General features: G+C 73.2%; 14 protein-coding genes. 5 read left to right on the forward strand and 9 right to left on the reverse strand.

Annotation, left to right across the window (positions count from 1 at the left end):
- Positions 1-10: 10 nt before the first annotated feature.
- The 9 genes from ccmI to ccmA form a co-directional block, all read right to left on the reverse strand.
- Positions 11-1,279, reverse strand: coding sequence for a c-type cytochrome biogenesis protein CcmI (ccmI, locus tag PKC53_RS14075; protein ID WP_324429655.1), 1,269 nt, complete (start codon positions 1,277-1,279; stop codon positions 11-13).
- Positions 1,276-1,800 carry a cytochrome c-type biogenesis protein gene (locus tag PKC53_RS14080; RefSeq protein ID WP_324429657.1) on the reverse strand — a complete coding sequence of 175 codons (525 nt, stop codon included), beginning with the start codon at positions 1,798-1,800 and terminating at the stop codon, positions 1,276-1,278. The genes ccmI and PKC53_RS14080 overlap by 4 nt, the downstream gene beginning before the upstream one ends.
- Positions 1,793-2,317: a DsbE family thiol:disulfide interchange protein gene (locus PKC53_RS14085; protein ID WP_324429659.1), complete on the reverse strand. Its 525-nt coding sequence runs from the start codon at positions 2,315-2,317 to the stop codon at positions 1,793-1,795. Before PKC53_RS14085 ends, PKC53_RS14080 begins: the two co-directional genes overlap by 8 nt.
- On the reverse strand, positions 2,314-4,293 hold the full coding sequence (locus tag PKC53_RS14090; RefSeq protein ID WP_324429661.1) for a heme lyase CcmF/NrfE family subunit: 1,980 nt from the start codon (positions 4,291-4,293) through the stop codon (positions 2,314-2,316). Before PKC53_RS14090 ends, PKC53_RS14085 begins: the two co-directional genes overlap by 4 nt.
- A complete protein-coding gene (gene ccmE / locus PKC53_RS14095) occupies positions 4,290-4,763 on the reverse strand; it encodes a cytochrome c maturation protein CcmE (RefSeq protein WP_324429663.1) in 474 nt (157 codons plus the stop codon). Before ccmE ends, PKC53_RS14090 begins: the two co-directional genes overlap by 4 nt.
- Positions 4,760-4,945, reverse strand: coding sequence for a heme exporter protein CcmD (gene ccmD / locus PKC53_RS14100; protein WP_324429665.1), 186 nt, complete (start codon positions 4,943-4,945; stop codon positions 4,760-4,762). Before ccmD ends, ccmE begins: the two co-directional genes overlap by 4 nt.
- 114 nt (positions 4,946-5,059) lie before the next feature.
- Positions 5,060-5,815: a heme ABC transporter permease CcmC gene (gene ccmC, locus PKC53_RS14105; RefSeq protein ID WP_324429667.1), complete on the reverse strand. Its 756-nt coding sequence runs from the start codon at positions 5,813-5,815 to the stop codon at positions 5,060-5,062.
- 49 nt (positions 5,816-5,864) lie between these two features.
- Positions 5,865-6,548, reverse strand: coding sequence for a heme exporter protein CcmB (gene ccmB / locus PKC53_RS14110; RefSeq protein WP_324429669.1), 684 nt, complete (start codon positions 6,546-6,548; stop codon positions 5,865-5,867).
- A gap of 22 nt (positions 6,549-6,570) precedes the next feature.
- Positions 6,571-7,326: a cytochrome c biogenesis heme-transporting ATPase CcmA gene (ccmA, locus tag PKC53_RS14115; RefSeq protein ID WP_324429672.1), complete on the reverse strand. Its 756-nt coding sequence runs from the start codon at positions 7,324-7,326 to the stop codon at positions 6,571-6,573.
- Positions 7,327-7,592: 266 nt separating this feature from the next.
- Between ccmA and PKC53_RS14120 the strand changes: the two genes are divergently transcribed.
- The 5 genes from PKC53_RS14120 to PKC53_RS14140 form a co-directional block, all read left to right on the forward strand.
- Complete coding sequence (locus tag PKC53_RS14120; RefSeq protein ID WP_324429674.1) at positions 7,593-7,799, forward strand: hypothetical protein; 207 nt, start codon at positions 7,593-7,595, stop codon at positions 7,797-7,799.
- Positions 7,796-8,422 (forward strand): Rieske 2Fe-2S domain-containing protein, encoded by a 627-nt coding sequence (locus tag PKC53_RS14125; protein ID WP_324429676.1) that lies wholly within the window; start codon positions 7,796-7,798, stop codon positions 8,420-8,422. The genes PKC53_RS14120 and PKC53_RS14125 overlap by 4 nt, the downstream gene beginning before the upstream one ends.
- Positions 8,423-8,496: 74 nt before the next feature.
- A complete protein-coding gene (locus PKC53_RS14130) occupies positions 8,497-9,858 on the forward strand; it encodes an outer membrane protein transport protein (RefSeq protein WP_324429678.1) in 1,362 nt (453 codons plus the stop codon).
- Between the two features lie 124 nt (positions 9,859-9,982).
- Complete coding sequence (locus PKC53_RS14135; RefSeq protein ID WP_324429680.1) at positions 9,983-11,026, forward strand: efflux RND transporter periplasmic adaptor subunit; 1,044 nt, start codon at positions 9,983-9,985, stop codon at positions 11,024-11,026.
- Positions 11,027-11,036: 10 nt separating this feature from the next.
- Positions 11,037-13,999 (forward strand): efflux RND transporter permease subunit (locus tag PKC53_RS14140; protein WP_324429682.1); only part of this gene is annotated, 2,963 nt, incomplete at its 3' end.

Below are 13,999 nucleotides of genomic sequence, written 5' to 3' on the forward strand. Positions count from 1 at the left end.
GCGGCCGACGCTACTCGCGTTCGCGGTCGATCGCCAGCGCCACCGCGCCGCGCGACGCCACGGCGCCCGACTGCCCCTCCAGGTCACCCGGCTGCGGCTCGACGTCGCCGCTGCGCGACACGCGAGCGACGACGACGACACGCTCGAATGCCGACAAGCGCATCTGCGGCGACATCGCCGAGCTGTCGTCCAGGGTCAGTTCGGCCGGCAGGTCGGCGACGCGCAGCCGCGCGACGGCCAGCGGCATGCGCGGCCCCTCGACCGGGCGGGCGAACACGAACACGGTGTCCTGCGGCCGCGCACGCCCGGCCAGGTCGCCGGCGAGTGCGACGCGCACGCGCAACCCCGCGCCCGCCTCGCGCCCGGCGGCCTCGGCCGCCGCCGAGGCGGTGCCCGGCGCGCGGCCCGCACCGCCACCCATGCTCTCGGCCGCACCCGCCTGCGACGCCGGCGCCGCGGCGGCGCGCGCCTGGCGCAGGCCCTCTTCGAGCCCGCTGGCGAACGGGCTGTCGGGCGGCGCGAGCGACTTCGCACGCTCCCAGTGCCTGACCGCCGCGGCCGCGTCGCCGCGCTGCAGCGCCGCGGTGCCCGCCAGCGCGAGCGCCTTCACGTGGTCGGGGTCGGCCCGCAGCGCGCGCTGCACCAGACGCTCGGGCTCGCCGAGCAGGCCGCGCTCCTGCGTCATCGCCAGCGCGTCGGCGTAGTCCGCGAGCAGCGACGCGTCGTCGGGCGACAGCGCGACCGCCTGCGCGTACGCGTCGCGCGCCGGCTCGAAGCGCCCCATCGCCGCGTAGCTGCGGCCCAGCAGCACCCAGCCGTCGGCGTCGCCCGGCTGCTCGCGCATGCGCTGCGCGAGCCGCTCGACCAGCACCTCGACGTCCTGCGGCGTCGCCTGCGACGGGGCCCGCGCCAGCACCGGGTCCAGCGCCGTGCGATTGCCCAGGGCCAGGTACAGCAGCACCGCGGCCAGCGGCAGCACCACGGCCAGCGTCAGCGCCGCACCGCGACCGGGACGCGCGGCGAGCGCCACTTCGGCGTCGCGTGTCTCCTCGAGCACGCGGCGCTCGATCTCGGCGCGGGCGGCGGCATGCTGGTCGGCCGCCAGCGCACCGGCGGCCAGCTCGGCGTCGAGCTCGGCGAGCTGCTCGCGCAGGATGCGCACGTTGCTCGCCTGCGTGGCGTCGCCGGCGTGGGGGTGGGCGCCCCGCAGCAGCGGGCGCGCGAGCGCAGCCAGCGAAGCGACGACGAGCGTCGCGGCGGCGATCCAGAACAGCGTCATTCGCCCCCCGTGCCCAGCATCGTGCGCGCGCGCCGGCGCTCTTCGTCGCTCAGCGGCCGGGCCTCGGCGGCGACCTCGGTACGCCGGCGGCGCAGCGTGTGCACCAGCCACGCCGCCATCGCCACCAGCAGCACGAAGGGCCCGCCCCACAGCAGCCAGGTGACCGGCTTGATCGGCGGCGTGTACAGCACGAAGTCGCCGTAGCGCTCGACCATGTAGTCGAGGATCTCGCGCTCGCTGCGCCCGGCGCTCAGCTGCGAGCGTATCTGGCCGCGCAGGTCGACCGCGAGGTCGGCGTTGGACGCCGCGATGGTCTCGTTCTGACACACCAGGCAGCGCAGCCCGTGCGCGATGCGCATCACTTCGGCCTCGAGCGCCGGATCGTCCGACAGCGGCACCGCCTGCGGCGCGGCGGACGCGACGCCCGCGGCCGGCGGCACCTGCGCCGCGGCGCACAGCGCGCACGCGGCCAGCGCGACCGCGGCCAGCCACCGGCGCCCGTGGCGCTCGCGTTCAGCCACCGAGCCTCCGCACCAGCGGCAGGATCTCCCGATGCAGCGCCTCGAGGGTGATCGGGCCGATGTGCTTGTGGCGGATCACCCCGTCCTTGTCGACGACGAAGGTCTCGGGCACGCCGTAGACGCCGTAGTCGATGCCGACCGCGCCGTCGCGGTCGGCCAGCACCAGCGTGTACGGGTCGCCGTGGCGCGACAGCCAGCGCGTCGCGTCCTCGGGCTTGTCCTTGTAGTTCAGTCCGACCACGGGCACGCCACCGTCACGCGCCAGCAGCGTCACCAGCGGATGCTCGACCTGGCAGGGCACGCACCACGAAGCCCAGACGTTGAGCACCCAGGGCCGCCCGAGCAGCTCGGCGTGCGTCACGCGCTGCTGCGGCGCCTGCAGCCGCGGCAGCTCGAAGGCCGGCGCCGGCTTGCCGACCAGCGGCGACGGCACCTTGCGCGGGTCCAGGTTCAGCCCGACGGCCAGCAGCGCCGCGAGCGCGACGAACACCGCCAGCGGGATCAGGTAGCGCTTCATGCCGCCGCCGCGCCCCGGGGCAGCGCCTGCGCGGCACGAGTCTTCAGGCGGTAGCGGCGGTCGGCCACCGCGAGCAGCCCGCCGAGCGACATCAGCACGCACCCGCCCCAGATCCAGTTGACGAAGGGCTTGACGTAGATGCGCACCGCCCACGCCTTGCCGCCGTCGAGCGGCTCGCCGAGCGACACGTACAGGTCGCGCGTGAAGCCGCGCTCGAGCGCGACCTCGGTCATCGGCATGCTGCTGCGGTGGTAGCTGCGCTTCTCGGGGTAGACGGTCTTGACGAGACGGCCGTCACGCGTCAGCTCGAAGGTCGCGCGCACCGCGTCGTAGTTCGGGCCCTGCACGGCCTGCAGCCCGACCAGCTTGAACGCGTAGCCGCCGGCGTTCGCGCTGCTGCCGACCTCCATCTTCAGGTCCTGCTCGGTCTCGTAGCCGCCGACCAGCGTGACGCCGATGACGAACACGCCCACCCCGGCGTGCGCCAGCAGCATGCCGTACCAGCTGCCGGTCTGCGTCTTCAGGCGCGGCCACCACAGCGCCAGCGGCTGGCCCTGCACGCGCTGGAACAGCGTGTACGCCGACGTGGCGAGGATCCAGAACGCGAGGAACAGCCCGAAGCCGACCAGCGGCGTGAAGCGGCCGAACGCGAACGGCGCGACGACCGCCGCGACCAGGCTCACGGCGGCGGCCCAGCGCAGACGCACCGCGAGTTCGGGCAGGCTCGCCTTCTTCCACTTCGCGATGGGCCCGACGCCCATCAGGAACAGCGCCGGCGCCATCAGCGGCACGAACACCGCATTGAAGTACGCCGGGCCGACCGAGATCTTGCCCAGGCCGAACGCGTCGAGCACCAGCGGGTACAGCGTGCCGAGCATGACGGCGGCGGTGGCCACCATCAGCAGCACGTTGTTGGCCAGCAGCATGCCCTCGCGCGAGACCGGCTCGAACATGCCGCCCACGCCGACCTTCGGCCCGCGCCAGGCGAACAGCAGCAGCGAGCCACCGACCACCGCGACCAGGAAGCCGAGGATGAAGATGCCGCGCTCCGGGTCGGTGGCGAAGGCGTGCACCGACGACAGCACGCCCGAGCGCACGAGGAAGGTGCCCAGCAGCGACAGCGAGAACGCCAGGATCGCCAGCAGCACGGTCCACATCTTGAACCCGCCGCGCTTCTCGGTGACGGCCAGCGAGTGGATCAGCGCGGTGCCGACCAGCCAGGGCATGAACGACGCGTTCTCGACCGGGTCCCAGAACCACCAGCCGCCCCAGCCGAGTTCGTAGTACGCCCAGGCGCTGCCCAGCGCGATGCCCAGCGTCAGGAAGATCCACGCCGCGGTGGTCCACGGCCGCGACCAGCGCGCCCAGGTGCTGTCCAGCCGCCCCGAGATCAGCGCCGCGATGGCGAACGCGAACGCCACCGAGAAGCCGACGTAGCCCATGTACAGCAGCGGCGGGTGGTAGATCATGCCCGGGTCCTGCAGCAGCGGATTCAGGTCGTTGCCGTCGGCGGCAGCCGGAAGCAGGCGCCAGAACGGGTTCGACGTGACGAGCATGAACAGCAGGAAGCCGACGCTGACCAGCCCCATCACCGCGAGCACGCGGGCGACCATCACTTCGGGCAGCTGGCGCGAGAACAGCGCCACCGCCACCGTCCAGCCCGACATCAGCAGCACCCACAGCAGCACCGAGCCTTCGTGGTTGCCCCACACCGCGGTGACCTTGTAGTAGGTCGGCAGCGCGATGCTCGAGTGCTGCGCCGCCAGCAGCACCGAGAAGTCGTCGACGACGAAGGCCCAGGTCAGGCAGCCGAAGGCGAAGGCCACCAGCACGAACTGCACCACCGCCGCCGGCCGCGCCAGCGCGACCCAGCCGGCGTGACCGCGCCAGCTGCCGACCAGCGGCAACGCGGTCTGCGCCAGCGCGACGACGACCAGCGCCAGGATCAGCGCGAAGTGACCGAGTTCGGGGATCACCGCGCGCCCCCGCCCTGCGCGTCGAGCTGGCCCTGCAGCGACGGCATCTGCCCCTTCTTGGCCTGCGCCAGCGCTTCGGCGGCCTCGGGCGGCATGTAGTTCTCGTCGTGCTTGGCCAGCACCTGGTCGGCGCGGAACATGCCGTCGGCGCCGATGCGGCCCTGCGCGACCACGCCCTTGCCCTCCTGGAACAGGTCGGGGAGCATGCCCGTGTAGGTCACCGGCACGGTCTGCGCGGTGTCGGTGATGCGAAAGTGCACGGTCAGCCCGTCGCGCTGCAGGCTGCCCTCCTCGACGAGCCCGCCGACGCGGAACGCGCGGTCCTTCGGCGCCTCGTTCGACGCCACCTGCGTGGGGCTGTAGAAGAACACCAGGTTGCTCTGGAAGGCGTTGAGCACGAGGGCGGTGACCGCCGCCAGGGTGGCCACGCCGCCGACGACGGCCAGTGCGCGCTTGGTGCGGGGTTTCATTCGTCGATCTCCTGGGCCAGTGCCTTGCGACGCACGCGCAGCGCCCAAAGTTCCGCCCCCAGCACGAGCACCAACATGCCGTACGAGCCCCAGACGTACAGGCCGTAGCCGCCCATCGCGACGAAGTCGGCGAAGCTGTCCCAGTGCCAGTCCATCCTCAGCGACTCCACCGCGCTGCGCACGACCTGCGACGCCTGCGCACGCGACCATCCAGCGGCCGCCGCGCATCCGGCTTCGCCGGTGCGCTGGCGGCGCCCCCCTGGGGGAGGCGCCGAAGGCGCTTCGGGGGGGTCATGTCACGCCCACTGCTCGCGCGGCAGGTGCTTTCGGGTCCAGGCCGCGCCGCGCTCGCGCTCCAGGATGATGGTGCGCACGCGCGCGAAGACCACCGCGAAGCAATAGGCCCACAGCGCCAGCGACATGATCAGCATCGCCTGCAGCATGATCTCGGCCATGCTCGAGCCCTGGGTGACGCTGACCGAGGCGCCCTGGTGCAGCGTGTTCCACCACTTGACCGAGTAGTAGATGATCGGCACGTTGACCGCGCCGACGATGGCCAGCAGGCCGCTGGCGCGGTCGGCGCGGCGCTCGTCGTCGATCGCGCCGCGCAGCGACAGGTAGCCGATGTAGAGGAACAGCAGGATCAGCTCCGAGGTCAGCCTCGCGTCCCACACCCACCAGGTGCCCCAGGTCGGCTTGCCCCACAGCGCGCCCGTCCACAGCGACAGGAACGCCATCAGCGCGCCGGTGGGCGCGATCGCCTGCGCCAGCATGAAGGCCAGCCGGGCGTTGAAGATCATGCCGATCGCGGCCCAGAAGGCCATCGCCAGGTACAGCACCATCGACATCCACGACACCGGGACGTGGATGTAGATGATGCGGTAGCTGTCGCCCTGCTGGAAGTCGGTCGGCGCCAGCCCCAGGCCGACCACCAGTCCGACCGCCGCCAGCAACAGCGCCGCCGCCGCGAACCACGGGATGCACCGGCCGGCCAGAGCGTGGAAACGCTGCGGGGCGGCGTAGTAGAACCAGTTGATCCGATTGCCGGGCATAACAAAGATCAATTCTGCCGGATCGCTGCGCCGCGTCCTTTGCTGCGGATCAGTCCAGGCTGATGCGCAGCGCCGCCGCGGCGGCCCACGGCGCGAGGAACAGGCTCGCCGCGAGCATCGCGCCGAGGATCGAGAAGTGCCCCGCAGTGCCCATGCCGGCGACGGCGGCGTCGACCGCTCCGGCGCCGAAGATCAGCACCGGCGTGACCAGCGGCAGCACCAGCAGCGCGAGCAGCACCGCCGCGCCGCGCACGCCCACCGTCAGCGCGGCGCCGATCGCGCCGAGCAGGCTGAGCACCGGCGTGCCGGCCAGCAGCGCCAGCACCAGCACGCCGATCGCCCCGGCGCCCAGCCCGAACTGCAGCGCCAGCAGCGGCGCCACCGCGGTCAGCAGCAGCCCCGAGACCAGCCAGTGTGCGGCCACCTTGGCCGCCACCAGCAGGGGCAGCGGCGTCGGCGCGAGCAGCATCTGCTCGAGCGTGCCGTCGGCCGCGTCGTCGGCGAACAGCCGCGGCATCGACAGCATCGACGCCAGCAACGCGGCGACCCAGACCACGCCGGCGCCCATCGTGCGCAGCAGCGCCGGCTCGGGGCCGACGCCGAGCGGGAACAGGCTGGCGACGATGACGAAGAAGAACACCGCGCCCAGCGTGTCGGCCTTGCGCCGCAGCGCCAGGCGCAGGTCGCGCACGAACAGCGCACGCATCGCCCCCAGCGTGCCGGCGGGCTTCATGCGGCGGCCGCCCGGCACCGCGTCACAGGTTCACCGTCAGCGGTTCGACCAGACCGTCCAGCGGCAGCGGCTGGTGGCTGGTGAGCACGACGACGCCGCCGGCGGCGAGCTGGTCGCGCACCAGCGCGGACAGCCACCGCGCAGCGTCGACGTCGAGGGCGTTGAACGGTTCGTCGAGCACCCACAGCCGCTGCGGGCCGTCCAGCGCGAGCCGCGCCAGCACGACGCGGCGGCGCTGGCCGGCCGAGAGCGCGCGCGCCGGCAATCGCTCGCGTCCCTTCAGCCCGGCGGCGGCCAGCGCGGTCGCGGCCTCGGCCGCCGACACGCCGTCGCCACCCAGCGCCGCGAGCATGCGCAGGTTCTCGAGCGCGCTGAGGTCGTCCTTCAGCGCCGCCGCGTGGCCGATGTAGACCAGCTCGCGGTGGAAGGCCTCGCGCTGCGCGGCGATCGGCTCGCCGCGCCAGCGCACCTCGCCCGCGGCGGGCGAGGTCAGCCCGACGAGCATGCGCAGCAGCGTGGTCTTGCCGGCCCCGTTGGCGCCGGCCACGCGCAGCAACTGCCCCGGCCCGGCGGCCAGCGCGAGGCCGCTGAAGAGCACGCGGCGCCCGCGGCGTGCCTGGAGGTCGCTCACGGTCAGCACGGCGCGCACTCTACAACGCGGCGCGCGGCGATCGCGCGGCATCGACGCCAGCGGCGCGCTGCGCCGGCGAACCGCGGCGCCGCGCGCCAACGCGGGTGCGCGCGCGCCGGACGTGACGCGGCATGCCACGCACGGCATTACCCTTGTGGGTAGCGATGCGTACCCCTTCGCGGTAATAGACGCTCGCGACGGCGGTTGCGCCTAATCCCCACAGGTCTCAGGGTGAGGCGCGCGTGCGCCGGCATGCCCGCGCATGGCCGACCTTCACGCACACACGGTATGTCGCACACCCCGTTGCACGATCCCGCGGCCGCCCCACAGGCCGAAGCGGCGCAGGAAACGCGCAAGACCGTCGGCTGCCTGCATGCCGGACGGCAGAGCGGCTCCTGTCGCGCTGGCCGTCCATGATCCTCGCGCCGACCCCGGGCTCGCAGGTCGCGGCAGTGCTGGCGGCGAAGCCCGGCGTCCTGTGCGTCGTCGCCTCGGTGCTGCGCCTGTACCGCAGGTCGCCACCGGCGGCCGAACGCCTGCGGCGCCGCGTCGGCGTCATGCGCGAAGTCGGCCCCGCGCGCGACGATGCCCCCGCGAACTTTCGGAGCCCCACGCCATGAGCGACGCCCTCAACTACCTCGTCAAGACGCGCCCCGACGCGGTGGGCCACTACTTTGCGTTCCTCAAGGCCTGCGGCACGCACCTCGACCCGAAGACGCGCGACCTGATCTCGATCATCACCAAGGTGCACGCACAGACCGAGCGCGGCTTCAAGCAGTACCTCGGGCGCGCGCTGCGCGACGGGGTCAGGCCGATGGAGGTGCTCGACGCGCTGCTGATGGCGTTCCCGGCGCTGGGGCTGGCGAAGATCGTCTGGGCGGTGGACCTGATCCTCGCGATGGACCTGCCCGAGTTTCGTCCCGAGGCACTCGCCGCCGAGGGCGCCTGGCACGACGTGATGCCCACGCGCGGCTTTCGCGCCGGGCAGGTGCGGCGTGTCGACTGCGACGGCCGTGCGCTGTTCGTGACCAAGGACGCCAGGGGCTGGCGCGCCTACGACAGCCGCTGCCCGCACCAGACCACCGACATCCCGCACCTGGCGCTGCAGGGCACGACGCTGACCTGTCCGAAGCACCAGTGGCAGTTCGACATCCGCACCGGCGAGTGCATCGCCAAGGGCACCAGCCCGCTGCGCCAGTGGCCGACCAAGGTCGAGCAGGGCCGGCTGTACGCGCGCTGGTGATCGAGTCGCGCGAACCCCCGACAACAACAGCCCACGGGCACCTTCCTACCCCACGACCCTCAGGAGACATCACGATGACCCCGACCCCCCGCCGCCTCCAGCGCACCGCCTGCGCCGCCGCCGTGCTCGGCTGCGCGCTGCCCGCGCTGGCCACCAACGGCATGAACATGGAAGGCTACGGCCCGATCTCCACCGGCATGGGCGGCGCTTCGCAGGCGCTCGACCACGGCTCGGCCGCGCTCGCGCAGAACCCGGCGACGCTGGCGCTGATGGGCGCTGGCGCGCGGCTCGACGTCGCGGTGGGGCTGCTCGGCCCGCGCGTCGAGAGCCGCGTCGACACGCCGATGGGTGCGATGGCCTCGAAGTCCGACGGCACTTCGTACGTGATGCCTGCGCTGGGCTACGTGCGGCGCAGCGGTCGCCTGGTGTACGGCCTGGGCGTGTTCGCGCAGGGCGGCATGGGCACCGAGTACAAGGCCTCGAGCTTCCTCGCCGCGGGTTCGGGCTTGCCGGTGCGCTCCGAGCTGGGCGTCGGCCGCGTGATGCTGCCGCTGGCCTACGACGTGACGCCCGAGTTCGCTGTCGGCGCGACGCTGGACTTCATGTGGGCCGGGCTGGACCTGCGCATGGCCGCGCCGGCGACGCAGCTCGGCGGGCTCGTCACCGGCGGCAGCGGCAACCTGGCCATGGGCCTGCCGCAGATGCTGCCGATGCTGCCGCCCGGCGCCTGGGCACGCATCGACTTCAGCGACAGCAGCGACTTCACCGGCCAGGCCAACTCCACCGGCTGGGCCGCCAAGCTCGGCATGGTCTACAAGGCCAGCCCGGCGCTGACGCTGGGCGCGTCGTACCAGTTCGAGTCTGACCTGGGCGACATGAAGACCGGGTCGACCGGCGCTTCGATGTCGATCCAGGGCATGGGCAGTATCCCGGGGCGCATCACCGTGGTCGACTTCCAGTGGCCGTCGATGCTGGCCGCGGGGGCCGCCTGGCAGGCCACGCCGGCGCTGCTGCTGGCCGTCGACGTGAAGCGCATCGGCTGGGCCGACGTGATGAAGAGCTTCCGCATGCGCTTCGACAGCGCGGCACCGGCCGCCAGCGGCTTCGACGGCTCGATCGACTTCGCGCTGCCGCAGGAGTGGAAGGACCAGACCGTGTTCAACCTCGGCCTGGCCTGGGCCGCCAGCGGCCAGCTCACGCTGCGCGCCGGCCTGAACCTGGCCGACAACCCGATCCCCGATGCGCTGGTGAACCCGCTGTTCCCGGCCACCGTCGAGCGCCACTACACCTTCGGGCTCGGCTGGCGCTTCGACCCGGCCAGCGAGCTGAACGCGTCGCTGACGCTGGCGCCCACCACCACCGTCACCAACGCGATGGGCATCGAGGTGGCGCACAAGCAGCGCAACGCGCAGCTGATGTACACGCACCGGTTTTGAGTGTCCCCCGGGCCGCCTGCCAGCCGGCCCGGGGTATCGCGGGTTGGACTTGATACCCTAGTGGGTATCTGATACAGTCGCGTCCGAAATCAGCCCCCGGACCATGACTGCACACCGCCTCCCCTTGATCGCCCTCGTCGCGGCTGCCGTGCTGACCGTCGCGCCCGGCCACGCCACCGCGGCCACCGCGGTCCCCACCGTCGCCGTCGGCCAAGGCGCCGCCGCCGCCGGCTTCGAGCTCGACGGCGCGCTCGAGCCGGTGCGCCAGAGCACGGTCGCCGCGCAGGTGCCGGGCAACGTGCTGCAGTTGCTGGTGCAGGCCGGCGATCGCGTCGCCGCCGGCCAGGTCATCGCGCGCATCGACGAGCGCGACGCGCAGGCCGGGTTGGCACGCAGCGACGCCGCGGTCGCGCAGGCCGAGGCCGAGTTGCGCAATGCGCGCGTGCACCTGGAGCGTTCACGCGAGCTGCGTGCACAGCAGTTCGTCAGCCAGGCGGCGCTCGACGTCGCCGAGACCCAGTACAAGGCCGCCGAGGCGGGGCTGCGACAGGCGCAGGCCGGGCGCACGCAGGCGGCGCTGGCGCGGGGTTTCGCGGCCGTCACGGCGCCGTTCGCCGGGGTCGTGCTGGCCACGCACCTGGAAGCCGGCGACCTCGCGTCGCCCGGCCGGCCGATCGCGACGATCTACGCCCCCGGGGTGCTGCGCGCGGTGGTGCAGGTGCCCGGCTCACGCATGGCGCTGGCGCGCAGCGCGCGGCGCGTCGAGGTGCAGCTGCCGGGCCGCGCGCAGTGGACCGCGCCGAGCAGCGCGACCGCGCTGCCCGTGGCCGACGCGGTGTCGCAGACCGTCGAGTGGCGCCTGGACCTGCCCGCCGACGCCGCCGCCGGTCAGCTGCCCGGCGCGACCGTGCGCGTGCGCTTCGTCGCCGACGCGGCGGCCCCGGTCGGCGACGCCGAGGTGCCGACGGTGCCGGCCGGCGCTCTGCTCAGGCGCGGCGAGCTGACCGCCGTCTACGTCGCGCAGGGGGAACGTTTCGTGCTGCGTGCGGTGCGCACCGGCGCGGCCGTCGGTGACCGCGTCCAGGTGCTGGCCGGGCTGAAGCCCGGCGAGCGCGTGGCCGCCGACCCGGTACGCGCCGGACTGGCCGGCGCGACCCCGGCACCGTGAGGGCGACGCGATGACCACCGAAGTCGCCGCCGCGGCGAACGCGACGCCGCACGAGGCCGGCGCGCCGATGGGCGTGTCGGGCCGGCTGGCGCGCGCCTTCCAGGCCAACGCGATCACCCCGCTGCTGGCGCTGGTCGCGCTGCTCATCGGCCTGTTCGCGGTGCTCGTGACGCCGCGCGAGGAAGAGCCGCAGATCAACGTCACGATGGCCAACGTGCTGATCCCGTTCCCCGGCGCCAGCAGCGCCGACGTGCAGAACATGGTCGCGCGGCCCGCCGAGCAGGTGCTGGCGCAGATCCACGGCATCGAGCACACCTACTCGGTGTCGCGCCCCGGCATGGCGGTGCTGACGGTGCAGTTCCAGGTCGGCGTCGCGCGAACCGAGGCGCTGGTGCGGCTGTACGACGTGCTCAACGCGAACCAGGACTGGCTGCCCGCCGGGCTGGGCACGCTCGCGCCGATCGTGCGCCCGAAGGGCATCGACGACGTGCCGGTGCTCGCGGTGACGCTGTGGGCCGACGACCAGCGCAGCGCCGACGAGTTGGAGCGCGTCGCGCACACCGTCGAGGCCGAACTCAAGCGCGTGAGCGGCAGCCGCGAGGTGCAGACCATCGGCGGGCCGGGGCGCGTGGTGCAGGTCACGCTCGACCCGAGCCGGCTGCGCCAGCGCGGCGTCGACGTCGTGCGCCTGCGCGAGACGCTCGCGGTGGCGAACTTCGGCATGCCCGCCGGGCAGGTGATTGGCGACGCGGGCCGCACCGTCACCTTCGAGACCGGCGAGTTCCTGCGCTCGGCCGACGAGGTCGGCGACCTGGTCGTCGGCGTGCACGCCGGCAAGCCGGTGTACCTGCGCGAGGTCGCCGCCGTCGAGGCCGGCGCCGCGCAGCCGCAGCGCTACGTGTGGTTCACGCCGGGCGCGGCGCCGGCCGAGGCGCCGCCGGGCGGCCAGGCCGCCGCACCCGCCGGCGCGGTGGACCCGGCGGTGACGATCACGGTAACGAAGAAGCCGGGCGAGAACGCCGTCGACGTCGCGGCCGCCGCCACGCGCCGCCTCGACGAACTGCGCAACACCGTGATCCCCGACGGCATCCGCGCCACGGTGACGCGCGACTACGGCGCCACCGCGGCGGAGAAGGCGAACCAGCTGATCAGCAAGCTGGCGTTCGCGACCGGCTCGGTGATCCTGCTCGTCGGGCTCGCGCTCGGCCGGCGCGAGGCGGTGATCGTCGGCGCCGCGGTGATCCTGACGCTGACCGCGACGCTGTTCGCCAGCTGGGCCTGGGGCTTCACGCTCAACCGCGTGAGCCTGTTCGCGCTGATCTTCTCGATCGGCATCCTCGTCGACGACGCGATCGTCGTCGTCGAGAACATCCACCGCCACCAGCAGCTCACGCCGGGCAGACCGCTGGCCGAGATCATCCCGCTGGCGGTCGACGAAGTCGGCGGACCGACCATCCTCGCGACGCTGACCGTCATCGCGGCGCTGCTGCCGATGGCCTTCGTCACCGGGCTGATGGGCCCTTACATGGCGCCGATCCCGATCAACGCCAGCATGGGCATGGCGATCTCGCTGGCGATCGCGTTCACCGTCACGCCGTGGCTCGCGCTCAGGCTGATGAAGCCGCACGGCCACGGTGCGCACGCCGCCGGCGACGACCACGCACCGAAGGGGCTGGCCGGCAAGCTGTCGGGCCTGTTCACCGCGCTGCTGACGCCGCTGCTCGACAGTGCGAAGAAGCGCTGGCTGCTCGCCGCCGGCATCGTCGCCGCGCTCGCGCTGTCGGTGGGCCTGGCCGCGGTGCAGTGGGTCGTGCTGAAGATGCTGCCGTTCGACAACAAGAGCGAGTTCCAGGTCGTCGTCGACATGCCGTCCGGCACGCCGCTCGAGGACACCGCGGCCGCGCTGCACGACATGGCGGCGTTCCTCGCGCGCCAGCCCGAGGTGCGCGACCTGCAGGGCTACGCCGGCACCGCGAGCCCGATCACGTTCAACGGCCTGGTGCGCCAGTACTACATGCGCGCCGACGCCGAGCACGGCGACCTGCAGGTCAACCTGGTCGACAAGGCGCACCGCGACGAGCAGAGCCACGCGATCGCGCAGCGCCTGCGCCCCGAGCTCGAGAAGATCGCCGCCGGCCACGGTGCGCGCATCAAGGTCGTCGAGGTGCCGCCGGGCCCGCCGGTGATGAGCCCGCTGGTGGCCGAGGTCTACGGCCCCGACGAGGCCGGACGCCAGGCCGTGGCGCGCCGCCTGGAGCAGGCCTTCCATGCCACCCCCGACATCGTCGCCGTCGACACCTCGCTGAAGGAGGACGCGCCGCGCGCCTTCCTGCGCGTGCAGCGCCAGCGCGCCGAGTCGCTGGGCATCCCGGTGGCGGTGGTCGCGCAGACGGTGCACGGCGCGCTGAGCGGCGCCGACGCCGCGTGGCTGCACGACGGTCAGAGCAAGTACCCGGTGCCGGTGCGGCTGCAGCTGCCGCGCGAGGCGCAGGTCGGGCTCGACGCGCTGCTCGCGCTGCCGCTGCGCGCGGCGGGCGGCCAGCTGGTGCCGCTGTCGGAACTGGTGCGCGTCGAGCAGGGCGTCATCGACAAGCCGCTGTACACGAAGGACCTGCACCACGTCAGCTACGTGTTCGGCGACGTCGGCGCCGGCGGCGCGACGGCCGACTCTCCGCTGTACGGCCTCGCCGGCATCCGCGGCCGGCTCGCCGAGGCCGCGCTGCCGGGCACCACGCTGGGCGAGTACTGGATCCGCCAGCCGAGCGACCCGTTCCGCGAGTACGCCGTCAAGTGGGACGGCGAGTGGCAGATCACCTACGAGACCTTCCGCGACATGGGTGCCGCCTACGCGGTGGGCCTGATCCTGATCTATCTGCTGGTCGTGGCGCAGTTCCGCAACTACGGCGTGCCGCTGGTGATCATGGCGCCGATTCCGCTGACGATCATCGGCGTGATGCCGGGCCACGCGCTGCT

Source organism: Azohydromonas sp., from assembly GCF_035325925.1.
In the GTDB taxonomy this organism is placed as follows: Bacteria; Pseudomonadota; Gammaproteobacteria; order Burkholderiales; family Burkholderiaceae_C; genus Calidifontimicrobium.